The organism is Enterococcus aquimarinus (assembly GCF_001885765.1).
Classification (GTDB): Bacteria; Bacillota; Bacilli; order Lactobacillales; family Enterococcaceae; genus Enterococcus_I; species Enterococcus_I aquimarinus.
The window spans coordinates 157,651-183,210 of the sequence record NZ_JXKD01000004.1 but is presented as its reverse complement, the minus strand read 5'-3'; the positions used below and the strand labels follow the sequence as shown (position 1 = coordinate 183,210).

At 39.6% G+C, this 25,560-nt stretch carries 22 protein-coding genes and 1 other annotated feature; of the genes, 7 read left to right on the top strand and 15 right to left on the bottom strand.

Features of this window, described 5'->3' with window-relative positions; translation table 11 throughout:
- Nucleotides 1–76 precede the first annotated feature (76 nt).
- Both RU93_RS04830 and RU93_RS04825 read right to left on the bottom strand, forming a co-directional pair.
- Nucleotides 77–1,261 carry an AI-2E family transporter gene (locus RU93_RS04830; RefSeq protein ID WP_071874480.1) on the bottom strand — a complete coding sequence of 395 codons (1,185 nt, stop codon included), beginning with the start codon at nt 1,259–1,261 and terminating at the stop codon, nt 77–79.
- 11 nt (nt 1,262–1,272) lie between these two features.
- A complete protein-coding gene (locus RU93_RS04825; RefSeq protein ID WP_071874479.1) occupies nt 1,273–1,626 on the bottom strand; it encodes a PTS glucitol/sorbitol transporter subunit IIA in 354 nt (117 codons plus the stop codon).
- Nucleotides 1,627–1,743: 117 nt separating this feature from the next.
- On the opposite strand from RU93_RS04825, the gene RU93_RS04820 reads away from it, so the two are divergent.
- The 3 genes from RU93_RS04820 to RU93_RS12065 are packed head-to-tail and all read left to right on the top strand — an operon-like array spanning nt 1,744 to nt 3,326.
- Nucleotides 1,744–2,760, top strand: a complete 1,017-nt coding sequence (locus RU93_RS04820; RefSeq protein WP_071874478.1) for a lactonase family protein — start codon at nt 1,744–1,746, stop codon at nt 2,758–2,760.
- Between the two features lie 38 nt (nt 2,761–2,798).
- Nucleotides 2,799–3,149 carry a hypothetical protein gene (locus RU93_RS04815; RefSeq protein ID WP_071874477.1) on the top strand — a complete coding sequence of 117 codons (351 nt, stop codon included), beginning with the start codon at nt 2,799–2,801 and terminating at the stop codon, nt 3,147–3,149.
- A 15-nt stretch (nt 3,150–3,164) separates the two neighbouring features.
- A complete protein-coding gene (locus tag RU93_RS12065; protein WP_169818090.1) occupies nt 3,165–3,326 on the top strand; it encodes a hypothetical protein in 162 nt (53 codons plus the stop codon).
- A 55-nt stretch (nt 3,327–3,381) separates the two neighbouring features.
- Here RU93_RS12065 and RU93_RS04810 read toward each other — a convergent pair whose 3' ends face one another.
- The 7 genes from RU93_RS04810 to metG form a co-directional block, all read right to left on the bottom strand.
- Nucleotides 3,382–4,713, bottom strand: a complete 1,332-nt coding sequence (locus RU93_RS04810) for a uracil-xanthine permease family protein (protein ID WP_071874476.1) — start codon at nt 4,711–4,713, stop codon at nt 3,382–3,384.
- 3 nt (nt 4,714–4,716) lie between these two features.
- On the bottom strand, nt 4,717–6,087 hold the full coding sequence (gene guaD / locus RU93_RS04805; protein WP_211272556.1) for a guanine deaminase: 1,371 nt from the start codon (nt 6,085–6,087) through the stop codon (nt 4,717–4,719).
- 192 nt (nt 6,088–6,279) lie between these two features.
- On the bottom strand, nt 6,280–7,776 hold the full coding sequence (abc-f, locus tag RU93_RS04800) for a ribosomal protection-like ABC-F family protein (protein ID WP_071874474.1): 1,497 nt from the start codon (nt 7,774–7,776) through the stop codon (nt 6,280–6,282).
- Between the two features lie 426 nt (nt 7,777–8,202).
- The gene (locus RU93_RS04795) at nt 8,203–8,634 is read right to left on the bottom strand and encodes a hypothetical protein (RefSeq protein ID WP_071874473.1); all 432 of its coding nucleotides are present in this window, start codon (nt 8,632–8,634) and stop codon (nt 8,203–8,205) included.
- Between the two features lie 102 nt (nt 8,635–8,736).
- Entirely contained in the window at nt 8,737–11,469 is a 2,733-nt protein-coding gene (locus RU93_RS04790) for a cation-translocating P-type ATPase (protein ID WP_071874472.1), read from the bottom strand.
- Between the two features lie 248 nt (nt 11,470–11,717).
- A complete protein-coding gene (locus RU93_RS04785; protein ID WP_071874471.1) occupies nt 11,718–12,422 on the bottom strand; it encodes an MgtC/SapB family protein in 705 nt (234 codons plus the stop codon).
- A 271-nt stretch (nt 12,423–12,693) separates the two neighbouring features.
- Entirely contained in the window at nt 12,694–14,703 is a 2,010-nt protein-coding gene (metG, locus tag RU93_RS04780) for a methionine--tRNA ligase (protein ID WP_071874470.1), read from the bottom strand.
- Nucleotides 14,704–14,888: 185 nt separating this feature from the next.
- Between metG and RU93_RS04775 the strand changes: the two genes are divergently transcribed.
- Nucleotides 14,889–15,722, top strand: a complete 834-nt coding sequence (locus RU93_RS04775; RefSeq protein WP_211272558.1) for an NUDIX domain-containing protein — start codon at nt 14,889–14,891, stop codon at nt 15,720–15,722.
- Between the two features lie 107 nt (nt 15,723–15,829).
- Here the strand turns inward: RU93_RS04775 and rlmN are convergent, their stop codons facing one another.
- From rlmN to RU93_RS04745, 6 genes are all read right to left on the bottom strand, one after another.
- Complete coding sequence (rlmN, locus tag RU93_RS04770; protein ID WP_071874468.1) at nt 15,830–16,894, bottom strand: dual-specificity RNA methyltransferase RlmN; 1,065 nt, start codon at nt 16,892–16,894, stop codon at nt 15,830–15,832.
- A gap of 137 nt (nt 16,895–17,031) precedes the next feature.
- Nucleotides 17,032–19,455 carry a DNA translocase FtsK gene (locus RU93_RS04765; RefSeq protein ID WP_071874467.1) on the bottom strand — a complete coding sequence of 808 codons (2,424 nt, stop codon included), beginning with the start codon at nt 19,453–19,455 and terminating at the stop codon, nt 17,032–17,034.
- Nucleotides 19,456–19,535: 80 nt separating this feature from the next.
- Nucleotides 19,536–19,985 (bottom strand): HIT family protein, encoded by a 450-nt coding sequence (locus RU93_RS04760; RefSeq protein ID WP_071874466.1) that lies wholly within the window; start codon nt 19,983–19,985, stop codon nt 19,536–19,538.
- Nucleotides 19,986–20,065: 80 nt separating this feature from the next.
- Nucleotides 20,066–20,878: an amino acid ABC transporter substrate-binding protein gene (locus RU93_RS04755; protein WP_071874465.1), complete on the bottom strand. Its 813-nt coding sequence runs from the start codon at nt 20,876–20,878 to the stop codon at nt 20,066–20,068.
- A 27-nt stretch (nt 20,879–20,905) separates the two neighbouring features.
- A complete protein-coding gene (locus RU93_RS04750) occupies nt 20,906–21,541 on the bottom strand; it encodes an amino acid ABC transporter ATP-binding protein (protein ID WP_071874464.1) in 636 nt (211 codons plus the stop codon).
- Between the two features lie 11 nt (nt 21,542–21,552).
- Nucleotides 21,553–22,194 carry an amino acid ABC transporter permease gene (locus RU93_RS04745; protein ID WP_071874463.1) on the bottom strand — a complete coding sequence of 214 codons (642 nt, stop codon included), beginning with the start codon at nt 22,192–22,194 and terminating at the stop codon, nt 21,553–21,555.
- Nucleotides 22,195–22,364: 170 nt separating this feature from the next.
- Nucleotides 22,365–22,597, bottom strand: a binding site (T-box leader).
- Nucleotides 22,598–22,902: 305 nt separating this feature from the next.
- On the opposite strand from RU93_RS04745, the gene RU93_RS04740 reads away from it, so the two are divergent.
- The 3 genes from RU93_RS04740 (at nt 22,903) to RU93_RS04730 (ending at nt 25,560) form a co-directional block, all read left to right on the top strand.
- The gene (locus RU93_RS04740) at nt 22,903–23,778 is read left to right on the top strand and encodes a helix-turn-helix domain-containing protein (RefSeq protein WP_071874462.1); all 876 of its coding nucleotides are present in this window, start codon (nt 22,903–22,905) and stop codon (nt 23,776–23,778) included.
- A gap of 110 nt (nt 23,779–23,888) precedes the next feature.
- Entirely contained in the window at nt 23,889–24,998 is a 1,110-nt protein-coding gene (locus tag RU93_RS04735) for an ABC transporter ATP-binding protein (RefSeq protein ID WP_071874461.1), read from the top strand.
- A 190-nt stretch (nt 24,999–25,188) separates the two neighbouring features.
- The gene (locus RU93_RS04730; RefSeq protein WP_071874460.1) at nt 25,189–25,560 is read left to right on the top strand and encodes a YccF domain-containing protein; all 372 of its coding nucleotides are present in this window, start codon (nt 25,189–25,191) and stop codon (nt 25,558–25,560) included.

The window sequence follows — 25,560 nt, the reverse complement described above, 5'->3', positions numbered from 1 at the left end:
ATTTTCCTGACGGTACCCCTGATAAAGAAAAACGCTTAGGTACAAAAAATGCACCTAAGCGTTCAGCTTGTTTGTATTAAATTTCTTCTTCTGGCTCGGCAAGCGCGAGGGGTTCGGCTTCAATCGGTGTTTCATATAAATCCGAAATATCCGTATACCAATCAAAAATCGCTTCAATTAAGACTTTCGCTGCGGCATAGAACGGAATCCCTAAAATCACACCTGGCAAGCCAAAGAGTTTCCCTGAGGTTAATAAGACAAACAAAATAGTAATGGGGTGAATCGATAATTGACTTCCCAAAATTAATGGTGAAATGAAACGACCTTCTAACGTTTGTTCAATAATAAAAACAATCCCGATTTTAACTAACAACGCAGGTCCACCCACAATTCCTAAGAAAACAACCGGAATCATTGCTAAAAAAGATCCGAGGTAAGGAATTAAATTTAAAAATCCTGCCACAATTCCGAGCGTTACCGCATAGTCTAAGCCGATAATGGAAAAACCAATGGTAAACATCACCCCGACTAAAAAAGCGACAGTCAGCTGACCACGGATATAAGAAGATACTTGTTGATTCATATCGTTTAGGACTCTTAATGTCGGTTGGCGCCACTTGGTAGGTAAAACTCTTACTGAATAAGGTGCTAACTGTTTACCGTCGCGTAATAAGTAAAATAAGATAAATGGCATCGTAATGATTGCAACGAAGACCGATGCAAGGGCTCCAAAGAAACTACCTAGATTTTGGAATGTCGATTTTGAAATCGTCTGAATGACATTCGTTGCCGATGAAAGAACCTTATCCCATGATGCTTCTAATTGATCTTGCACTTGGGAGAAAATCGGACTTGATAAGAAATCATCCACAGAAGTTTCGACGACTTTAACATAGCTTGGGAAATTATCCATAAAACTAATGGTTTGTTCTTCAATCTTTGGAATAATGACGACAACACCCCAAACAATTAAGCCAATCACAAACACAAACAGTCCTAAAATACTATATACGCGTTTGACGCCTTTTTTTTCTAAGAAATCAACGACTGGATTCATCAAGTAGTACAAAATCCCTGACATGATAATGGGTAACCCAACGATCGCTAAAAATTCAAGGAAAGGTGTCAATAAATACGCGACTTTTGTAAAAACAAAGGTATTACATAAAATCAGTAATAATACGAGTAATCCGGTGACCACTTTACTATTTAAAAACCAACGCCAAAACCATGAACGCGGTGTCTGTTCTCTTCGGTTCATTGAAACCCTCCTTATCCTTGATACGTTATTTTCATACCTGTCGTAATGGTCGGAACTTTTGTAGGGGTTAAATAAACACTACTTGCCATTTTTTCTTTTGGTTCATCTGAAAAAACAAATGATACATGTTCAATCGATTGTAAATTTTGGTTTGCGTAAGGTCCCACATAAGTAATATAGTACGTTGCATCCCCAAAAAGAATTTTGTCACCAACAGCTAATTCAATAGCCAACGGATCCGCAATTTTTTGGACAATCGAATACTCTTCTAAGCCTTCTGTCACGCCTTCTCCAAAAAAGAGTAAAATTGGTTCTTTATGATCGGTTGCTTTTGCTCCAATACGAATGATTTTTGCTTCTTGCATTCAAAAGAGTCCTCCTTTATTCTATGAATAACACAATTATAGCACATTCTTTTTTTTACGTTCACTACTATGGTAAAATAAAGAAGGAATACGTTAACTTTTTAGAGGAGGAATTGTATGAGACAAAAAATGTTACTTGGCACTTATACGCGTCGAGAAAGTGAAGGCATCTATTCGTTGACACTTGATACCGAGAAAAAAGAACTAACAGACTTAACTTTGGTGACTAAAGAAAATAGTCCAACTTACTTAGCCGAAAGTCAAAAACAAGCGATTTATGCGGTTACGTCGATTGATGATCAAGGTGGCGTTGCCGCGTATGATAAAGATGGGAAGTTTTTAAATGCGGTCACAGAAGTTGGCGCTCCCCCATGCTACGTTGCCGTCGATGAAACGAGACAACTACTCTATGGTGCCAATTACCATAAAGGACAAGTCAATGTTTATCGCATTCAAGAAGATGGTTCGTTAATCGGGGCGGATATCGTGGTTCACACTGAAGCAACAGGACCACATGCCAACCAAGACAAAGCACATGTCCACTATACCGATTTAACACCTGATGGACGCTTAGTGGCTTGTGATTTAGGAACCGACGGCGTCTATACGTACGATGTCTCTAAAGAAGGAACGTTAACACGCGTGGCGTTATTTGAAGCGATTCCTGGTACAGGTCCGCGTCATTTAGTTTTTCATCCAGATGGGAACTACGCCTATTTATTTGGTGAATTAGCCAATACCTTAACCGTATTAGCTTACAATGCTGAAACAGGGTCATTCCATTCACTTCAAACAATCTCAACCATTCCGGCAGATTTTACGGAATTTAGTGGTGGTGCGGCGATTCGCATTTCAACAGACGGACGTTTTGTCTATGCTTCAAATCGTGGACATAATTCATTAGCAGTCTTTGAAGTCATTGAAAATGGCGCCCATGTCGATTTAATTCAGCTCATCTCGACTGAAGGCGATCATCCGCGTGATTTTGATCTTGATCCGACAGAACAATTTGTGATTTGTGCGAACCAAAATACCGATAATATCACTCTTTACGAGCGTGATATGGACAAAGGGACACTCACGTTGCTTCAAAAAGATATCTATGCACCAGAGTGTGTTTGCATTTTATTTTAAGCACAATGCTTTCGCACGCCAATAAAGGAGGGATTCTCATGTTTTCGAAAACACCAGCTGAACTAATCTCAAAAGATTTTTCGAATATGTACAACAAATGCCAATCCATTTATGAACTTGTTACAAATCGTCGTTACAATGAATCCTTAGCCATTTTAACTGCGGCAGAGACCTATGCCATCGCAGAAAAAGCGTATCTACGTTGCGACACATTTACAGAATTACAAACAAAAGAAGTAGAAGATTACGTCAATACCTTCGATGATTATTATTTTAGTTTAAAACAAGTGCTCTTTCATGATGACGATGACTACGAGGTCTTACGCATTAAACTCAGAGCGATGCGTGAAGCTTATGAGGAATTAAATCGTTCCTTTAATTTATTTTAGAAAAGAGGGAGACCATTGACACCAACTGAAGTGCTTGAACGTTTACGCGTTGAACTTGAATTGCCTTTTTTCGAAGTAAAAGTCGAAGATAAAATTTTTACAGAAGAAGATTATCAACAATTTAAAGGTGATTTATTGCGTTATTTTGATGAATACGTGCGAAATGTTGAAAATTAACGTTTTAAACAGAAAAATGAGACCGGCTATGTTACGCGCCGGTCTCATTTTTTGTTTAGCTATTTTTTGGAACAGGAATCAATTTATTCATCGCAACTGCGGCTAAAGCACTAACGGCAATTGGTGAATCTAATAAATATTGAACGAATTGCGGTGCGGTCCCTTTTAATTCTGCTGGCATAAACAGTAAGCCGATTGCAATAATTAATGGAACACCGATAATGTAGAGTTCTCTTTCAGAAAATTCTTCGTTTTTGATCACACGAAAACCACTCAACATAATAATCACACAAACAACGACAAACACTCCTCCGATAACGGCTGCAGGAACGGCATTAATTAAAGCCGATAATTTACCTAAAAATGACAGTACAATAAACCAAACAGAAGCTGCGACGAAGACGACTTTACTTGCCACACCGGTAATTGAAATAATACCGGCATTCGTTGAGTAGCCCGTCACAGGCGTTGTACCGACAAGCGATGCAATCAAACAGCCAAACCCTTCGCCGATAACACCTTGATTGATTTGTTCATCTGTTATTTCTTCGCCCGTCACAGAACTAACGGCATACCACGTGCCGGTTGTTTCTGCTAACAACACCATATAAATAACGATCATCGTTGCAATCGCTGAAAGATCAAAATCAAAACCATAATCGATAAATGCAAAATTCGGTAGACTGAAAAATGATGCTTCCGAAACAGAAGTAAAATCCATACCACCCATGAAAGAGGCAACAATTGAACCGATAATTAAGGCAATAATAACCGAACTAATGCGGAAAATTTTTCCTAGACGTGGGAAATATACGCCTAGCATTGAAAATAAAATTAAAATCACTGCCGTAATAACGGCTAGTAAAATATTTTGATTCATCGATAACGTTGCTGTTTCGATAAAGATATTGCCATTAAACGCTGAAGGTAGTAACGTTAAGCCGACGATCATGATAATCGTGCCACTGACAATCGTTGGAATAAAATGACGAACAATTTGTTTATAGATCCCGGTATACCCTAAGATAGTGATTGCCAGTGCCCCAACTAAACTGGAGCCTAATACTGTACTCATGCCGTTCCCACCAAGATAAATCCCGATAATTGCGCCAACTGGTACAAAGGATGGTCCTTGACAAACTGGTAATTTCAAGAAGAAAAGCACTTGGATAAGTGACGCAATCCCGGCTCCTAAAAAGGTTGATTGAATTAAGCCGGATGCCTCGCCAGGTGACATCGAAACTGCTGCTGCGATGATAAAAGGGACGACATAAACGTCCATCGCTAAGACGTGCTGTAACCCAAGTAAAATCGCTTGGCCTGTTGGGATGTGATCATTAACGCCAATTGTTAAATGCGGATTCGTTCCGTTTGTTTTTGCTTCCATTTTTTACGCTCCTAATTGTTTTTGATGAACTAAATTTCCTTGAACCCAGACTTGACGAATGTTTTCTTTCGTCGCTAAGTAAAGGATTTTTTGAAGGATTTCAGCTGGTTGTTCAAAGATCCCAAAACTGGAAATCCGATTGTGAGGATGATGGATATCAATCACTTGAGCGTCAAAAGCATAGCCTGGTTTTAAGACACCAATTGGTAAACTTAGCGCTTCACCGCCGCCTTGGGTCGCAAGCGAAAAGGCTTCGATGACTGAAATCCGTGAGTCTGCTACCCCTCGCTCCTCAAAGGCACGATTCGTATCGACACCATCTTCGAGCATTCGGGAAGACATAACGGCTTGTTTAATATTGTCATAGAGACTCGGAGAAAATCCGCCTGAAATATCCGTCCCTAAGCCCATTTCAAGGCCTTGTTCTTTGAATTTTTTGACAGGAAAAACACTATTGGCAAAATAGCTGTTTGAAATCGGACAATGCGCGACTGCCGTACCTGTTTCCAGATAAATCTCGCCATCTGATTCATTCAAAAAGTTACAATGGGCCATTACTGATTTATCCGATAATAAACCAAAATCACGTAATACTTCGGTGTCGCGTTTGCCAAACCGTTCGAAGACAAAATCGTGTGCCCATTGACTTTCACTACAATGAGATTGGACGTGGACGTGATGTTTTTGGACAAGATCGCCGAGTCCTCTTAATGCTTCTTCACTACAACTTGGGACAAAACGTGGCGTTACAACTGGGTAAATTCCCTGTTTTACGTCTTTGCCAAGTTCTTTAACTGCTAAGATAAACGATTCCGTTTCTTCGATAGCACTTTGGGCAGAGGCATCGCGATAATAGCTTGGATTCATCTCTTCTAAATCCATCACGACTTTGCCGACTAAGCCACGTTGGCCTTGTTGTCCACAAATTTCGGCTAGCGCGAGACTTGCCGCTTGGTGAACTGTTGCAAAGTACAACACAGTGGTCGTACCTTGTGCTAATAAATGGGCGACTAAATCTTGATAGACTTCTTTTGCAAAGTCAACATCTTCGTATTTCGCCTCGAGTGGGAAGGTGCATTCATCGAGCCAATGATTTAGCGGGGTATCCAGTGCAACACCGGCTTGCGGCCATTGCGGTGCGTGGACGTGTAAATCGATAAAACCTGGTAAAAAATATTGCCCTTGCGCAAGTTCGACAAAATCCGGCGTTTGTTTTGCTGCATGCAAGGTATCAGCGTACATTTCATCCGTTGGTCGAACGATTGATTGAATAATCCCCTCTTCATTCACGAGTAATAATGCCTCTTCCACAAACTCTAATTGTCCGTGAACAGGTGTATGAAAAAATGAGCCTTTAAAATACTGTATTTTCATATTCATTTCTCTCCTTTACAGAATTATTATACAAAACCCTTTGTGAAATTCCGGCATTTTCGTAACGTTTCTCATTTATTTTTAACGAATCATTCGCCTTTAAACCGGTTACAATTTTTTAGCATCAAAAAAAGACGCGAATCCCTGTTTTTTAAGTGGGATTCGCGTCTTTCAATCGTGAGGATACTTCGTTTATTTTGTGAATTCAATTGATTTAGTAGCGACCGTTTGTAAAAATCGGCGATCATGATCAACCACAATCATCGTCGGTCTGGCTTTTAGAATAGCCGCTTCAAGTTGCTGATGATTAAAAACATCTAAATAATTTAACGGTTCATCCCAAATAAATAATTCTGCCGGCTTTAACATCGCTTTGGCGATTTCCACACGTTTTTGTTGGCCTTGGCTCATGTCTTCGATATTGTTTAAAAAAACTTCACGCTCGACTCCAAGCTTGCGTAAGTAATGCAAAAGTTCTTGCTCCTCAAGTCCTTCTTTCTCACAAAAATTTTTCACTGTTCCTTGATTCGTCGTAAAATCTTGTCTCACGAGACTAATCACACTCGGCTCGTAAAACGAATATTGGCCACGGACTTCTCCGGTGAATTCTCCCATCAAAAAACGCAGGAATGAGGTTTTTCCTGAACCATTTTTCCCAATAAGCGCGAGACAATCCCCCACATTCAACTCAAAAGAAATCGGTTGAAAGAGCGTTTTTTCGCCATAGCACAATTGAAAGTTCTCGACTTTTACGATTTGCTTGCGATGAGTCGGACGAGCATGGATCGCTAAGGTATCGATTTTTTCTAGATTTTTTAATAACGTTTCTTTTTGACTGATTTGTGCTTCCATGCGATGTTCAATTGCCTTACTCCGCTTCATTGTGGCAGCTGCCTTTGCACCAATAAAACCCTTATCAAAAACCGCACCGCTCCCTTTTTTCTTCGGATTGCCGGACTTTTCTTTTTCCCTCGCACCAGACCACTGCGCTTTTTCTAGCGCCGTTTGATTTAATCGACTGATTTCTTTTTTGATTTTGATATTATTAGCCATTTCAAAGTCATCGCGTCGCTTTTTTTCCTGCTCGTACTGCGAAAAATTTCCTTGATGTAAGACGAGTTGACTCCGTTCAATCGACAAAATATGATCCACCACGTCATCGACCAATTGCCGATCATGACTGACTAAAATAAAGCCTTGTTTCTTACTTTTTAAATAATTCGCTACAATTTGACGAGCCGCATGATCTAAGTGATTCGTCGGTTCGTCAATCAAAGGAAAACCAGATTCTTGTGCAAACAGTACCGCAAGTAGCACTTTTGTCTGTTCTCCTCCCGAAAGCTGTTCATAGGGTAACCAAAGCACATCGGGATTCACCTCTAGTAACTGTAACTCTCTTTCTAATTTCCAAAATTCAATTTCTTCAAATCCTTCAAGCACTTGATACGTCATGTTTGTCGCATCTGTTATGTATTGCGGAAAGTATAAAAATTCGGTCTGATGTTCGATTTTACCTTCATAAGGCAATTCACCTTGGATTAAGCGTAATAACGTCGTTTTCCCGCGCCCATTACGCCCAATTAATCCTAGTTTCCACGTTGTTTGAATGGTGATATTCGCGTGATCAAACAGCATTCGACCTTGAATATCAAACCCATACGTCAGATTTTTTAGTTGGATTTTGGACATAAATTGCTCCTTCCTCTTCTATTAAAGAAGAAAAAAACCTTCTCCTATCTTCAGGAAAAGGTGAATGCATCGCCAAAGAAACCAAAAGTCCCCGAACGAAAACAAGCCTCTCCTGAAAATCTGCACACGTCACCCTTGGTTTCACCAAAAATGTCATCTTCATGCAGCTTCATTCCACGGCTTAATTTTTCAATGGAGGATCCCTCACTTCTTATTTAGTGATTTCATTCTATCATTTTTGACAAAAAAAATCACCCGATTGGTTAGGTCGGGTGAAAAAAAGGAGTTTTACTCTGGTTAAGAGTAAAATGAAAAATAAAAAGGTTATGTTGGTTATGAATACAGTATAGCCTCTTTTACGCTCCAGTACATAAAAAACAGATAATAGTTTTATTAGATATTTCTTGTTTTGTTGCGCTTTTCACGTTATCTTTTTAATAATGTGTTCGTCATTCGTTGAATGGAGAAAGAAATGCCATCTGTCGCTTTGTCTTGTTTCTCCTCAGCAGCGTTGAATGCTTCTACGTCTACTGTTTCATCTGCTAAACTCGCGATCATTTCTTCACAGCCTGCTACGTAATTCGTATAGGAATGCTCCAACTTCTTATGGATGCCTAGAACTTGTGCTGGGGGACGTAGTTTTTTGATTTGCTCTAACATCGCTTGATATTTAGCGGTCCCTTCTGTAAAGATCGTAATCGTTTCGTTGAGTGTTTCTGCAGACAATTCATTGACTTGTTGGGCGTCAATGGCTTGTCGGATTTCCTCATAACGTGGATGAAGCGTTTCGCCTATTTTTTCTGTATCTTGGACAAGTGTATTAATTTTTTGAACATAAAAACCGAGATTTGGTTTCACAATACTCCCTACTTTCTTTAAACATAGGTTCATTTTACCTTGTTTTTGTGAAATAGAAAAGAAAAAAACGACTTAGAATATTCTAAGTCGTTTTTTGTATTCCTAGACTTTACCCATACGACGTTGGATGAATTTAACAATCTCAACCGCTGGGATGATAGCAAAGGAAGCTCCTGTTACAATTGCCCATTGGTAAGCATCTAAATGCGTCACTTTAAATAAATCATTTAAACCTGGAATAATGATAATTCCCATCATTAAGACGAACGATAATAAAATCGCATAGTTGAATGATTTGTTTTTAAAGAATCCAACAGTAAAGAGTGATTGGTGAACTGATTTTACGTTAAAGGCATGGAACAATTGCATTAAACCAAGTGTTGCAAAGGCCATTGTTAACGCGTCCGCATGTTGTAAGTCATACAACTCAGCAGCGCTTAATCCTACCATGTTTAACGCAGTGTGTGCAGGCCATTTAATCGCTGACCAGTAAACAAACAAGACAGTTGCACCTTCAAGAATCCCTTGATAAATGATACTACTCATGACACCACCAGAGAAGAAGTTTGAATTTTTCCCACGTGGTTTGCGAGCCATTAAGTTTCCTTCAGCAGGTTCCATTCCAAGCGCAATCGCTGGGAAAGTATCCGTTACTAAGTTAATCCATAATAAGTGAATTGGTAATAGTGTATCCCAACCAAGTAATGTTGCGATAAATAACACTAACACTTCACCTAAGTTAGCAGCCATTAAGTATTGAATCGCTTTTTGGATGTTCGAGAAGACTTTACGTCCTTCTTCAACTGCCACGACAATCGTTGCGAAGTTATCATCGGCAAGAACCATATCTGACGCGCCTTTTGATACTTCTGTTCCGGTAATTCCCATCCCAATTCCGATATCGGCTTGTTTCAGTGACGGTGCATCATTTACGCCATCACCAGTCATCGCAACGACTTTACCAGCTTGTTGCCATGCTTTTACAATTCTTACTTTGTGTTCTGGTGATACACGTGCGTATACAGAATAATTTGTAATGTTCGCTGCAAATTCAGCATCAGACATTAAGTTTAATTCAGCACCGGTTAAGACAGCAGCATCGTCACCTGGTTCGATGATTCCAAGACGTCCAGCAATGGCTTCTGCCGTGTCTTTGTGGTCACCTGTAATCATAATTGGACGAATACCAGCCGACTTAGCCACTTTCACAGCACCTGCTGCTTCTGGACGTTCTGGGTCAATCATTCCAATTAAACCAGCAAAGATTAAATCATTTTCTAGTTCTTCTGAAACAAGTTGACTTGGGACTGCATCAATCAATTTGTAGGCTGTTCCAAGAACACGAAGCGCTTGTTTTGCCATATTTTTGTTCGCTGATAAAATTTGTTCTTTTTCAGCTTCATCCATTGGTAACGTTTGACCGTCAATTAGGATTTGAGAAACACGGTTTAATAAGACATCTGGTGCGCCTTTAACGGCTACTAAGAAGCGGCCATCCGCTAATTCATGAACCGTACTCATTAACTTACGATCAGAATCAAAAGGAAGATCCGCTACACGAGGTTCTTTTTTAACTTCTTCACGAACATCAAAACCTAAATCTAAACCAAATTGAATTAACGCTGTTTCGGTAGGATCTCCAACTATTTTCCCTTCTTTATCAAAGCGAGAGTCGTTGGCGTAGTTCATAATTTTAACAGCTAATGTATCCGTTGGGATGGTTCCTGTTTTATCATAGACTTGGCGGTCAACGTATAATTTTTCAACGGTCATTTGGTTTAATGTTAATGTTCCTGTTTTATCAGAAGCAATAATATCTGTTGCACCTAGTGTTTCCACCGCTGGTAATTTACGGATCATCGCATTTCGTTTTGCCATGACTTGTGTTCCTAAAGCTAAGATAATCGTTACAATCGCGGGTAAGCCTTCAGGAATCGCTGCTACCGCTAGTGAAATCGACGTTAACAACATCTCAACGACGCCACGACCATTTAACAAGGTTCCAACGAAGAACATAATGACTGCAATCAGTAAAATCGCATACGTTAAGAATTTTCCTAATTGGTTTAAGTTCCGTTTTAATGGTGTTTCTGTTTCGTCAGCGTTCGCTAACATGTTGGCAATTTTCCCAACTTCAGTGTTCATTCCTGTGTAAGCTACAACACCTTTACCGCGACCATACGTTACGTTACTATTTGCAAACGCCATATTAACACGATCACCAATACCGACTTCGCTATCATTTAAGACAACGAGTTCTTTATCAACCGGTACGGATTCACCTGTTAAAGCTGCTTCTTCAATCTTTAACGTACTAAGTTCGATTAAACGCATATCTGCAGGAACAACATCGCCCGCTTCTAGTAAGACAATATCCCCTGGTACTAAGTCATGACTGTTGACCGTAATATTGTGGCCATCGCGTAAGACGTTCGCATTTGGCGTCGACATTTCTTTTAATGCTTCAATGGCTTGTTCAGCCTTGTTTTCTTGAATAACACCCATAATCGCATTAATGATAACCACTGCGAGGATGATTAATGCATCGACCCACTCACGGTGACCTTCTGCATTGGGTACAAGCGCTGAAATCGCTGCTGCAGCAATTAAGACAATGATCATTAAATCTTTAAATTGCGCTAAGATTTTTTGGAACGTCGTCGTTTTTTTGCCTTCATCCAACTCATTTGAGCCGTATTCAGCTAAGCGTTTCTTCGCTTCTGCTTCGGTTAACCCATTAACCGTTGTATCAAGATTCTGTAGTACCTCTTCTGTCGTTTGTGTATAAAACACCTGATCGACTTGTTGCTGCTTTTTTGTTTCTTCTGTTGACATGTTCTTCCTCCTTTGAATTCGTCTTCACACGTCTATCCTTTTGCCAAAAAAAATAGACTTGTGTATGTGCAACACATACATAAGTCTCACTAATTAAGGCAACACCAGAAACTTTCATTTCGGATGGTGATGTTGCCACAGCCTTTTGTATGCTGCCAGTTACTCCCCTATGAACAAAAAATTATTACAGTTTCTATTATACAAGACTTCGGAACGTTTTGACAATGTTTTTACATTATTTTCAGAAACTAAATGTCGACAATCCGGATTTTTGTAATATTTTTATAACGGGATAAATCTTCCATGACTTGGGAATACGTCATCTTCTTGGGTAAGTCTACAGTATAAATGTTCGTATAGATACGATAGTCTTCAAAAAATTCGACGTCAAAATCAAGGGCTTCAACCTTTATCTGGTTTTCCTCAAAGTAATTCATAATAAATTCTTTCGTTTCGGCTCGGTGGACATAACGAATTTCCATTTTTTTCAACGCATTCACCCGAATGAAACGATTAATTACTGTTAAAGACAAAATAATCCCGACAAAACTACAAACGGCAATTAGATAGTACCCCATCCCAATCGCAATCCCTAAACCCGCAACCGTCCAAATTGAAGCCGCTGTTGTCAAGCCTTTGATCGAGCGATTGGAAACAATAATCGTTCCAGCACCTAAAAAACCTACCCCACTAACAATTTGGGCAATTAAGCGCGTTTGATCCGCTCGCAGTACCGGAATGAGTTCCGGAAATTCACGAGCAAGCTGTAAACTATTCGTGGCAATTTCAACTTGAGTCAAGGCAATAATAGTTGCTCCCAAACATACTAGCATGTGTGTCCGTAAACCAGCTGGTCGATTTTTGTACTCGCGTTCAGTCCCAATCACACCGCCCATGATGAGTGCCATTAGTAGGCGCAACGTGATTTCCGCCAAACTCAAATGTAATTCCATTTCCCATTCCCCCTTTGATTTCTCTTTAGCTAAATTTTAACGTATTAGTACTAAAATGGATAGCCAGAGCCTCCTGTGATTGCTTCTTTATTGCGACTTATTGGTAATCCTCGTATTTGACGACATTATAATAGAGAGTCACAACCGATTACGACCTTAGTTGCAGGTTGAATAGAACGCCCCTTTCAAACAGCAAAAAAAAAAGCAAAAAGTGATTTGGTCCCCACTTTTTGCTTTTTGATTTTTAGTTAAGGCCAGTCATGATTGCTTTTTATGCAATCACAGAACCATTTGGCATGCCATTTGGTGCTTCCACTAATTTTAATTTTCCTTCTTTGCTTTCCGCTGAAAGGATCATCCCTTGGCTAATTAAGCCACGCATTTTACGCGGTTTTAAGTTCGCCACAATGACAACTTTTTTCCCAATCAATTGACTTGGGTCTGGATAAAATTCTGCTACACCAGATAAAATTTGACGGTCTTGGTTATCACCCGCTGCTAAACGAAATTGCAGTAACTTGTCAGCGCCTTTTACTTTTTGGCAATCAATGACTTCTGCTACTTTTAATTCGACTTTATCAAAATCTTCATATTTGATTTCTTGTTCTTTCACCGAAACAAGCTCTGTCTCTTCTGGATCCCATTTAATGGTCTCTTTGGCATTTGGACTACCTTCTGCCATTTTTTTCTGAATATAAGTCACTTCCGCTTCGATTTCTAAACGTGGGAAGATTGGTGTTCCTTTCGCGACAACTTTTGTCCCTTCAGGAAACTCACCGAAATGAAGGCCTTTTAAGTTCATATTTTCAGGATTTAATCCTAATTGTTTAAAGATTTTAACCGGCACTTGCGTCATAATCGGTTGTAATAAAATCGCTGAAATACGTAAACTCTCAGCTAAATGGACCATGACACTATCTAACTCCGCTTTTTTGCTTTCATCTTTGGCTAAAACCCATGGTGCTGTTTCGTCAATGTATTTATTCGCACGCGAAACGAGTACCCAAATTTCAGATAACGCGGTATTAAATTCCATTCGCTCCATCGCTTGATGATAACGACCGATAACATTCGCTGCCGTCGTTGATAATTCACTATCAAACTCGGTTACTTTTGACGCATAAGTTGGCACCACACCATCACAATATTTGTTAATCATCGCGATTGTACGGTTTAGTAAGTTGCCAAGATCATTGGCTAAATCATAATTAACCCGCGAAACAAAATCTTCTGGCGTGAAGACGCCATCGCTACCAAATGGTACTGCGCGTAATAAGTAATAACGTAACGCATCTAGACCATATCGTTCTACTAACATTTCAGGATACACGACATTGCCTTTTGATTTGGACATTTTTCCGTCTTTCATCATTAACCAACCATGGCCAAAGACTTTTTTCGGTAATGGTAAATCAAGTGCCATTAACATAATTGGCCAATAAATCGTGTGGAAACGTACAATTTCTTTCCCAACCATATGAACATCTGCTGGCCAGTACTTACGGAATAATTCATCGTTTTGCGTTCCATAACCTAATGCAGAAATATAGTTTGATAACGCGTCAATCCAAACGTAGACAACGTGTTTTGGATCCGCTTCAATTGGGACGCCCCATGAGAACGTCGTACGTGAAACGGCCAAGTCCTCTAGACCAGGTTTAATAAAGTTATTCACCATTTCGTTTTTACGTGATTCTGGTTGAATAAATTCTGGATGCGTTTCGTAATATTCTAGCAGTCGGTCAGCGTATTTACTCATCTTGAAGAAATACGATTCTTCTTTTACGAGTTCAACTTCATGTCCACTTGGCGCTTTACCACCAATAACTTTTCCGTCAGCATCGCGATACACTTCCGCTAATTGTGTTTCAGTGAAATATTCTTCATCCGAAACAGAGTACCAACCTTCGTATTCACCAAGGTAAATGTCCCCTTGATCTAATAGTTGTTGGAAGATGCGTTGAACCGTTTCTTTATGCGCTTGATCCGTCGTCCGAATGAATTTGTCGTAGCTAATATCGAGCGTGCGCCATAATTTTTGAATATCTGCGACCATATGATCGACATACTCTTGTGGTTTCACGCCTAATTCATCGGCTTTTTGTTCAATTTTTTGGCCATGTTCATCAACGCCTGTTAAATAAAAAACATCAAATCCCATCAAACGTTTGTAACGCGCTACCGCGTCACACGCAATTGTCGTATAAGAATTTCCAATATGTAATTTTCCACTTGGGTAATAGATTGGCGTCGTAATATAAAATGTTTCTTTTTCAGCCATAAGTATATATTCCTCCTTGTTCTCTTCGAAAGTCATTCCTCGCTAGTATAACATATTTTTTTAGCCTCGTTTTATTTTTCCATCAGTTTCTTTTTTAGAAATCAAAAAAGAAACTTTCTTAGGCTTTTGCTCTTGTGCGAAGCGTGCTAAAATGGGAACTAGTATTTATCGAAAAAAGGGGTAGCGTGATGACATTTACTTCAAAAGAACAAGAAAAACACTATTACGAACAAGAAGCGAGTGAAGAAGAATTTCTTGCCTGGTATAAAAATCAAGAACAACCGCAATACGAAAAGCCATCGGTCACTGTCGACATGGTGTTAATGTGTTATAACAAAGAAGAAGATCAACTGAAAGTCGCGTTAATCCAACGAAAAACCAATCCCTACCGCAATTCATGGGCTTTGCCAGGTGGGTTTGTGAATCCAAAAGAATCCACGGGAGAATCGGTTTTACGCGAAACACAAGAAGAAACGAGCGTCGTGATTTCTGCGCGCAATATTGAACAACTGCACACGTTTAGTACACCGAATCGCGACCCTCGTGGCTGGGTCGTTACCGTGAGTTATTTAGCCTTTATCGGTGAAGAACCGTTGACTGCCGGCGATGACGCTAAGCAAGTTCGTTGGTTCGCACTTGAACGTCAGGGTGAAACGGTCGCTTTAATCGACCAAGAAACAGAAATTCTCTTAGATTTAAACACTGGAGAAGCGTTAAGCGACGATCGTCTCGCCTTTGACCACAGCGAAATCATTTTAAAAGCCTTTAAACGGATTATGAACAAAATGGAAAACCAACCACAAGTCTTACAAGTCTTAGGTGAGAATTTTACGATTACCGAAGCACGAAAAGTCTTTGCGAAATTCTTAGGAGTGAATTATCGCGAAATCGACCACTCGAATTTTAAAAAGTCACTCTTGCGTTTTCTAGAAGAAGTCGGCGTTCGTTCCATGGGAATTGGTCGCCCGTCTAAAGTCTATCGCTTAAAATCAGAAATCTTATTTGATGAGTTTTCTTAAGAGCATTCTTTCACGTCAAAAAAATGGACTGACAGGAATCACAGTCATCCACACTGAATAATCAACCAAAAAAAGAAGCCAGATCTCGTCTGACTTCTTTTTTGGTGTTAAACCACTTTTTCTTTTTTAATTTGTTTGCTTCGTAATTGGCCACATGCCGCATCGATATCTGTTCCGAATTCTTTACGGATGACACAATTCACGCCGTTTTTCTTCAAAATATCATAAAATGCTAAAACATCCGCTTTACTACTACGAGAATATTGATCGTGTTCGCTCACTTTATTGTAAGGAATCAAGTTAACGTAGGTTAATTTCTTCTTGTCTTTGAGTAAGTCGGCTAATTGTTGCGCGTGTTCAACGCGATCATTGACGTTGCTTAGCATAATGTATTCAAAAGTAATCCGACGATTGGTTTTTTCTAAGTAATAATCGACCGCAGCCATTAATTTTTCTAATGGGAAATTGCGGTTAATTCGCATAATCGATGTCCGAACGTCATTATTCGGTGCATGAAGTGAAATCGCTAAGTTGACTTGCAGACCATTTTCCGCAAATTCCTTAATTTTATGCGCCAATCCACTTGTTGAAACGGTAATGTGTCGTGCACCAATCGCTAATCCTTTGGCATCGTTGACCACATGTAAGAAAGTCATTAAGTTCTCATAGTTATCAAACGGTTCCCCAATTCCCATCACAACAATGTGCGACACGCGATGTCCTTGATCTTGTTGATCAAAGTAGCGTTGAACCATCATGATTTGGGCCACAATTTCTCCGGCAGTTAAGTCACGGCTTTTTTTCAAAAGACCACTCGCACAAAAGGTGCAACCGATATTACAGCCTACTTGTGTTGTCACACAAACGGACATACCGTATTCTTGACGCATTAAGACCGTTTCAATCATATGTTTATCCGGTAATTGGAACAAATATTTCACTGTTCCATCTTTTGATTCTTGGACTACGACTTGATTTAACGGATTAATGATAAAAGCTGCTTCTAATTTTTCAATTAACGCTTTGGATAAATTCGTCATCTCATCAAAACTTGCGACCCGTTTTTGATATAACCATTCCCACACTTGACTGGCCCGAAATTTCTTCTCATCATTTTCTAAAAACCATGCTTCTAACTCTGCTCTTTGTAAACCATAAATTGAAGGTTTCATACTCTTCCTCATTTCCAAATATTCTGTTTCACTATACCGTAATTTCGTCTAGAATACAATCCGGCTTAAGTAAAAATGAAAAAGAAATGAAAAAAATCACAGCGCTCACACACGTATGATTTTTTTCATTTCGCTATTTATTCAAACTCGTCAAAAGGTAATTCCGTTACTTCCACTTCTGCTGTAACGAGTACTTTTCGTGGCTTGCTGCCTTCTGAAGGTCCAACAATGCCGTTTGCTTCTAATTGATCGACTAAACGAGCCGCTCGATTATAGCCTACTCGAAAGCGTCGTTGTAACAACGAGACACTTGCCGTTTGCATTTCGATAACTAATTCGCGGGCTTGGTCATAAAGCTCGTCTTGTTCATCGGCAAAGGCTGTTGCGCTTTCCGTGGCGATTTCTTCTTCTGTAACCATCATTTCCTCGACATAGTTCGCTCCTTGTTGATCGGTCACAAATTTCACAATGGCTTCCACATCTTGATCGGAAATAAAGGCGCCTTGCACTCGGATTGGTTTGTTTTCACCCATCGGCAAAAAGAGCATGTCCCCACGACCAAGGAGTTTCTCCGCGCCATTGGTATCAATAATCGTACGGGAATCCGTCCCGCTTGAAACGGCAAATGCCATTCGTGAAGGAACGTTCGCTTTAATAATCCCTGTAATGACATCGACACTTGGCCGCTGAGTCGCTAAAATCATATGAATGCCTGCCGCACGAGCCATTTGTGCGAGGCGAATAATCGCGTCTTCCACTTCGTTACTTGCAACCATCATTAAGTCGGCCAACTCATCCACAATAACGACAATAAATGGTAAGATCGGATGTTTTTCACCCGTTTCTAAATTGCGTTCCCGAATCATATCATTATAGCCCGTAATATTCCGAACGCCTGCTGCGGCAAATTTTTCGTAGCGTTCTTCCATTTCTTTCACGACTTTTTGTAACGCTTGTGCCGCTCTTCGTGGATTGGTCACGACTGGCGTAAGTAAATGCGGAATGCCGTTATAGACATTTAGCTCCACCATTTTCGGATCGACCATCATTAATTTAACTTCATGTGGTTTCGCGCGCATTAAAATGCTCGTAATGATGCCATTGATGGCAACGGATTTCCCACTACCTGTAGAACCAGCCACCAGTAAATGAGGCATTTTGGCTAAATCGGCTGTTTGGACACGTCCTGAAATGTCGCGCCCTAAAGGCACTTCTAACAAGTTATCATTTTGAGCGGGGTTGTTTTCGATAATTTCGCGAAACGAAACCGTACTCACCGCGTCATTTGGTACTTCAATTCCAATCAACGATTTACCTGGAATCGGAGCTTCCATTCGAATATCTTTTGCAGCTAATGCTAAAGCTAAATCATCCGTTAAATTCACAATTTTACTCACTTTTACCCCAACAGCTGGTTGGATTTCAAATTTTGTCACCGAAGGACCCAAACTCGCTTTGACGACTTTGGCATCGACACCAAAACTTGCAAAGGTGCGTTCGAGCACCCCAATATTGTGTTCGATTTTTTTATATTCGCCACTTTGATCAGTCGCTTTGACAGCTTTTAACAACGTTGCAGGCGGCAGTTCATAGGCTTCATCTTCCACTTCTTGCGGAATTTCAAAGTCTAACTCTGCTGGTTCATCGCTTTCATCTAGTACTTCAGCTTTTTTCGTAGGAGTTGGTTGAGCTTTCGTCTGCGGAGTAGTCTCTTGAAAACTATCAATTGGCACGAAACTCATTTGTTCAGGCTCAATCGTGACTGTCGTTTTTGGTTCCTCTGATTGTGTGGTCTCTGGTTCGCTTGGTCGCACGGTGTTTTTAGCTTGTTGTTGTTGAATCTCAGCTAAAATCGCTGCCCTTTCTGCTTCTTTTTTCGCTTCTTTTGCCGCTTTTTTCGCTTCTTTCTTTTCTGCTTTTTGTAATTGACGATACGCTTTTTTGTCAGGATTTCCTGCGAGCATTTTCTTCATTTTTTCTTTGACCTGACTTAAAAATTCAATTAACTCATGCGTTTTGATCGTACTAAATAAAAAGCCACCACTTATTAATAGAAAGAATGCAATCACATAACTCCCAATTTGGGAAACGAGAAAGTACGTCCCTTGATAAAGAAGGGCGCCAATCATTCCGCCTCCGACATTTTGCGTCACTTGGTTCACTTTGATATCACTTAACAACAGATGCCAAGTTGTCGGGATAATCGTTAACTCTTCTGGCTGTACTTTGCCAAATAACTGACTATGTAAGAAGATTAAGACTGCAAGATACATGAGTAGTAGTCCACTTAACCGCCGAAAATTTTGAATGGTGGCGTTGGTATTTTTAATGACTAAAAAAGCACCATAAATCGCTAAAGCCATCGTTAATAGCGGATACGTATTTCCTCCAATCACGCGAAAGCCATTGGCAATTAAATTCCCTAAAAATCCTAATTTAAATAGGCCAACAAAAGCAAATAATATAAATGCCAGACCTAATCCTATTAACGTTAATTTTTCTTCTTGAAGTTGTTGTTTTTTTGTTTTCCGTTTTTTTGCCGGACGTTTTTTCTTTGCCATTTCATCCCTCTTTCTCTCTTTCCCATTATAGCAAAAAAAAAGATGGGAACAAAAGTTTTCCTCATCTTTCTCATTAATTTTCAGTAATCCTGATTTAATGTTGCTAAAATCTGTTGGCGTAAGGCCCTGTGTTGGTGTTCATGATAAGCCGTTTCTGGATTGGACCAATTGGATGCATCATAAAGCCAAACAGGCATTTTCCGCCGAGCGTCACTTTCCCAAGCATATCGCGGAAAAATATGAGCATGAAGAAATTGATCCGTATTACCTAAAATATCATAATTAATACGGATCGCAGATGTACTTGCTATCAGACTATCCCCTACAATACTCATATCCAGTAAAAAAGCACTTCGTTCCTCAAGCGTTAACTCATTAAGAGAAGCGACTTCGCGTTTTGGTAACAATACGCAGTAACCGGGTAAAAATTGGACATCCCCAAAAACGAGGTAGCCACCCTTTAGTTCTTTCATTAACATCGGATTGGTACCATTGATTGCTGCTTGGATACGATTGTCTTGCCAACTCATTTTACTCACTCCTTTTTTACTTTCCGTTCATACAAAGAAAGAGGCACTGCCGTTTGATCAGCCGCCTCTTTCTTGTCCTGTTAGTTCTTTGGTGTCACATCTTCGCCGAACCATTTCATTGAAATTTCAGCAAATGTGCCATTTTCTTGTAATTCTTTTAGACCAGCATTAATTTTATCCGCTAACGCTTGATCGTCTTTACGGACACCAACAGCATAGTCTTCTTGATCAAAGGTACTCTCGATGACATTGTATTCCTCTAATTTACCGGTAGAAGTTAAGTAATATTCGGCATATACTCGGTCAATCAGTAGCCCGTCAATCCGACCATTTTCTAAATCAATGAACGCTTCATTAAAACTAGCATAAAGTGTCGCATCATTGCCGTCTACCATGTCTTTTAAGACTTCCGGTTCATTATTGAAAGTGTTATAACCTGATGACCCTTCTTGTGCGCCTAATTTTTTACCGGCCATTGCGCTAAATTCCGTAATGCCACTTGATTTTGGCGTTACAAGGAGCTGTAGATTTTCCATATACGTGTCGCTAAACAACACTTTCTCTTCACGTTCGGTTGTTTTAGAGTATCCATTCCAAATCATATCAATGGTGCCATTATCGAGTTCCGCTTCTTTCATGGCCCAATCAATCGGTTGATACGTTACTTTTGTATCCGTTAAATCAAAAATAGCTTGCGATAATTCAATATCAAATCCTGTTAATTCGCCATCTTTGTCACGAAATCCCATTGGAACAAACGTATCATCTAAGCCGATAACCACTTCTGCTTGATCTGCCGCACTTCCGACTTCATTCTTGTTGCTTTCTGAACCACATGCTGCTAAGGAAACCATCCCTGCTACCATTAATACAAAACCAATATTTTTTTTCATTTTCTTTTCCTCCTAAGATTATATTCATTAAATAATGGGACTCACTTCTAATAAGTGATCCGCGATATTTTTAGCAAACGTCAAATCATGGGTTACCACAATTTGTGTGACCCCTTCTTTTTTCAAACTTAAAATCATGTCTTCCACTTGCTGTCTTAGCGCTGGGTCAAGTGCACTCGTGGGTTCATCGTAGGCCAAAATTTTAGGTGACATCGCCATCGCTCGCGCTAACGCCACTCGTTGTTTTTGCCCACCCGATAATTGAAAAGGATAACTATCCAATAACTCGCTAATCCCTAACGTCTTCGCTAAATCAGCAACTTTTTTGGTATAAAGAGCTTTGTCTTCTTTCAAAACTAGTTTTGGCGCTAACGTAATATTTTCAAAAACGCTAAGATGCGGAAATAATTGAAAATCCTGAAAGACCACGCCGACGATTTGTTCCTCTGCTTTTAGCTCTTCGGACGTCATTTCTTTACCGTCTAAGACAAAAGAACCCGCATCGGCTTTTTCTAAGCCTGCTAAAATCCTTAAAAAAGTGGTTTTACCACCGCCTGAAGGACCGACGACTGCTAAAATACTACCTGTTGGAATGTCTAAATCCAATTGACGAATGACTTGTTTGTTGCCAAATGCTTTTGATAAACCTTTAATCTGTAACATCTTCTCTCCTCCTAACGATAGTATTGATAATGCGATTCGATTTTCTTGAGTAATACCGTAAAAATACCAGTTAAAAATAAATAGATAATCGCAACTCCTAATAAAGGTAAGAGCGTTGTGTCGCGTTCCATTGCGATTTTACCCATGCGCATCACATCCGATAACCCTAAAATATAAATTAAGGAGGTATCTTTGACTAAACTAATGACTTCATTGCCGACAGACGGTAACGTAATTTTAACGACTTGGGGAATAATAATTTTCGTAATCGTTTGACGTTTCGTCAAGCGTAACACTTGGGCAGCTTCGTATTGTCCGACAGGAATCGATTGAATACCGCCACGGAAAATTTCAGCAAAGTAGGCAGCGTAATTGAGAACGAAAGCAAAAAGAGCCGCTTCGAAACGATCAAAAACAATGCCAAGTAACGGCAAGCCATAAAAGACAAAAATCAATTGCAGCAAGAGCGGCGTCCCACGCATTAACCAGACATACGCCTGTGTTAACCACCGTAACGGTTTAAAGGGACTGACTAAAGCAAAGCCTGCGAGAATCCCTAATGGAATCGAAAAGACCAACGTCAGAGAAAATAATTGTAACGTGATGGCAGCCCCTGAAAGCAGTTGGGGAAAAACAGAAATTAAATATGACATGATGATTCCTCCTAAAAATTTATACAAAAAAAGCCCCTCGGATAAATCCAAAGGACGTATGACACGTGGTTCCACCTTTTCTTCGTTTTCTTTTTTGCAAAAGAAAACCTCATTCAGTCATCAAGTAACACTTACGAAGGGAAATAAAAAAAGTCCTTTAGTCGCTAGGACTAAAGGACGTATATGACGCGGTTCCACCTTTTTTCATTTACTCTTCACAGAAGTAAATCTTCGTAAGTCATCAATAAATGACTGGGGCTATAACGGGCCTCCCGGATTTTCCTACTTGATTCAAAAAACCGACTCCAAGATGTGTTTCACTACATTCCCACGATCTCTTTTCACCAACCAGAGATTCTCTAAACGTAAAAAAATGAGTTACTGTTCTTTTCGATGTCTAATTTATTAAGTTGAGTCATACTTTACATTACTTTTAAACCATTGTCAATTGTTTCACTTTAATTTTTTTCTGTTTTTTGACTATCGAAAAACGAATTCTTTCGCTACAATGAAGCAAAGAAGATCACACCTTCAAAAAAGGTGCATCCATTGTTCGCTTGCTGCTTTACTTAGGTGGCATTGATCAAAAAAACTAGAACAACTTCTAAACATCAGCTATTTCGACCACAATGCAACATCTATCCGAGTAAGTGGTGTACGCCAAGTATCCCCTTGCTTTTTAACTAAATCAGATGAGGAGTTTTATTCATGAATATCCAAACAATCCAAAAAATCTATCCTCAAGCCATGCTCCAACCGATTTCGACAGAGGATCCTAATTACTTAGTTTTTTCAAACAATCGCCAATTTTTGTGGTTACCGACTGCCGGTCTTTCAAAAACCGAAATTCAATTATTGCAATCTTTTATCGCTCCGGCCCCGCTGGTGAATCAAACCAAAAAACATCCATGGTATGACGCATTATTTGAACACTTAACACCACCGGTTGAAGAAGGCTCTTATCGCTTGATTCAAGTCGAATTTAGTCAACTCGATGAGGCCTCTGCTGAAGCTTGGAACACCGAGCTCACGCATATTTTACCGCAACTCGTCGATTACTTTTTTATTACCAAATCGTATGCCGTCCTTATTGAAGCCTACCATGAAGAAGCGTTGACATTAAATGATCTCGCTGGTGTTTTCTTAGCATTAGATGGTGACTTTAATACGTATACGCGCGTGTTTGTCGGTTCGTTTTATCCGTATACCGAAGACTTCACCCGTTTATTAAAAGAAGAAGAACAACTCTTTAGCCACGAATTAACGATTGCCAGAGAAGGTAAATGTTACAATCTTGCTTCTGCTTGTCTCTCCTATTTTATGGAAAATGCGATTAAGGACAGTTATTTAATGCGAACGCTCTATTATCATTGGTTTGGCGAAGAAGACTTAAGCGAAATTATCACCAACCTTTGGAAAAACCAAGGAAATGTCAGCTCTACAGCAAAAGATTTATTCATGCATCGCAATACACTACAATATAAGTTAGATAAATTTCAACAAGTCACCCATTGCAATCTGAAAAATATGGATGATTTATTCCTTTGCTATCTCCTAATTTCAGCCTTTAAAACTATTTTTTAACAACATGCACAAGAAATGAGTCATTTTTTGTGCACGTTTCCATTGCAGAAGTAAACCGTTTTCATTTATAGTAAGGATGTAAATAACTTATCGAAAGAAGGAAAAACATTATGGTAGAAATGGCCTTAAAACACATACATAAAAAATACGACGGAAATGATTTTTATTCCGTAACTGACTTTAATTTAGACGTAGCCGATCGCGAATTCATCGTCTTCGTAGGACCTTCTGGTTGTGGTAAATCAACAACACTTCGTATGATTGCTGGATTAGAAGATATCTCTGAAGGAGAATTGTCTATCGGTGGAAAAGTGGTAAACGATGTTGCTCCTAAAGATCGTGATATCGCCATGGTTTTCCAAAACTACGCGTTATACCCACATATGACTGTTTATGATAACATGGCATTCGGGTTAAAATTACGTAAATATGATAAAGCTGAAATTGCAACACGTGTAAACAACGCTGCTGAAATTTTAGGATTAACAGAATTATTAGACCGTAAACCAGCTGCTTTATCTGGTGGACAACGTCAACGTGTTGCTCTAGGACGTGCGATCGTTCGTGACGCGAAAGTCTTCTTAATGGATGAGCCGTTATCAAACTTAGATGCAAAATTACGTGTTGCCATGCGTGCGGAAATTGCAAAATTACACCGTCGCTTAGAAACAACAACGATTTACGTTACCCATGACCAAACGGAAGCGATGACAATGGCAGACCGTATTGTTATTATGAAAGATGGTTTCGTTCAACAAATCGGATCTCCTAAAGACGTTTATAACAATCCGAAAAATGTCTTCGTTGCTGGTTTCATCGGATCACCTGCAATGAACTTCTTCAATGTAACGTTAAACAAAGGTGTGATTACAGATGGCCATGGTTTAGAATTACGTATTCCTGAAGGACGCAATAAAGTCTTAGTTGAAAAAGGCTACGAAGGAAAAGAATTAATCTTCGGTATTCGTCCAGAAGATATCCATACTGAACAAATTATCTTAGACGCATCACCAGAATCAACTGTTAACGCTGAAATCGTGGTATCTGAATTACTAGGTGCCGAAACAATGCTTTATACGAAGATTGGTACGACTGAGTTCATCTCTAAAGTGGATGCTCGTGACGTTCATAGACCTGGCGATATGGTTGATTTATCATTCAATATCAACAAAGCGCAATTCTTTGATAAAGTAACAGAAGACGTTATCAAATTACCTTAAGCTTGATAGTTCACTTTTGATACTACTTGGATTTGCCCCCTCGGGTATCAAAATGTTATCTATATATTTTCCTTATTTGTATCCCCCTGAGAAAGAGTTGCAGTGTGCAAGCACTGCAACTCTTTCTCTTTCTAGACTTTTCAGTTAAACTAAAGGCAGGGATTGATTCGTTTATTTAGGAGGAAAACGCATGCGTTTATTAGGGAATATTCTTTGGTTTATTTTAGGTGGTTTTGTAATGGCAGTCTCTTGGTTTGCTACCGGTATCTTGTGGTGTTTGACTATTATCGGTATTCCTGTTGGGATCCAGTGTTTTAAATTTGCCGCACTGAGTCTTTGGCCTTTTGGGAAAGAAATTGTGTATCATCCTTCTACGAGTTCTTTTTTACTCAATGTGATTTGGCTCGTTTTTAGTGGATGGATTCTTGCCTTAGAGCATTTCGTCGGTGGCATTTTACTGGCGATTACGATTATCGGTATTCCATTTGCCAAACAATCCTTTAAATTGGCTCGTTTAGCTTTAATGCCTTTTGGGGCAGAAATCGTGGATCGTCAGGATTAA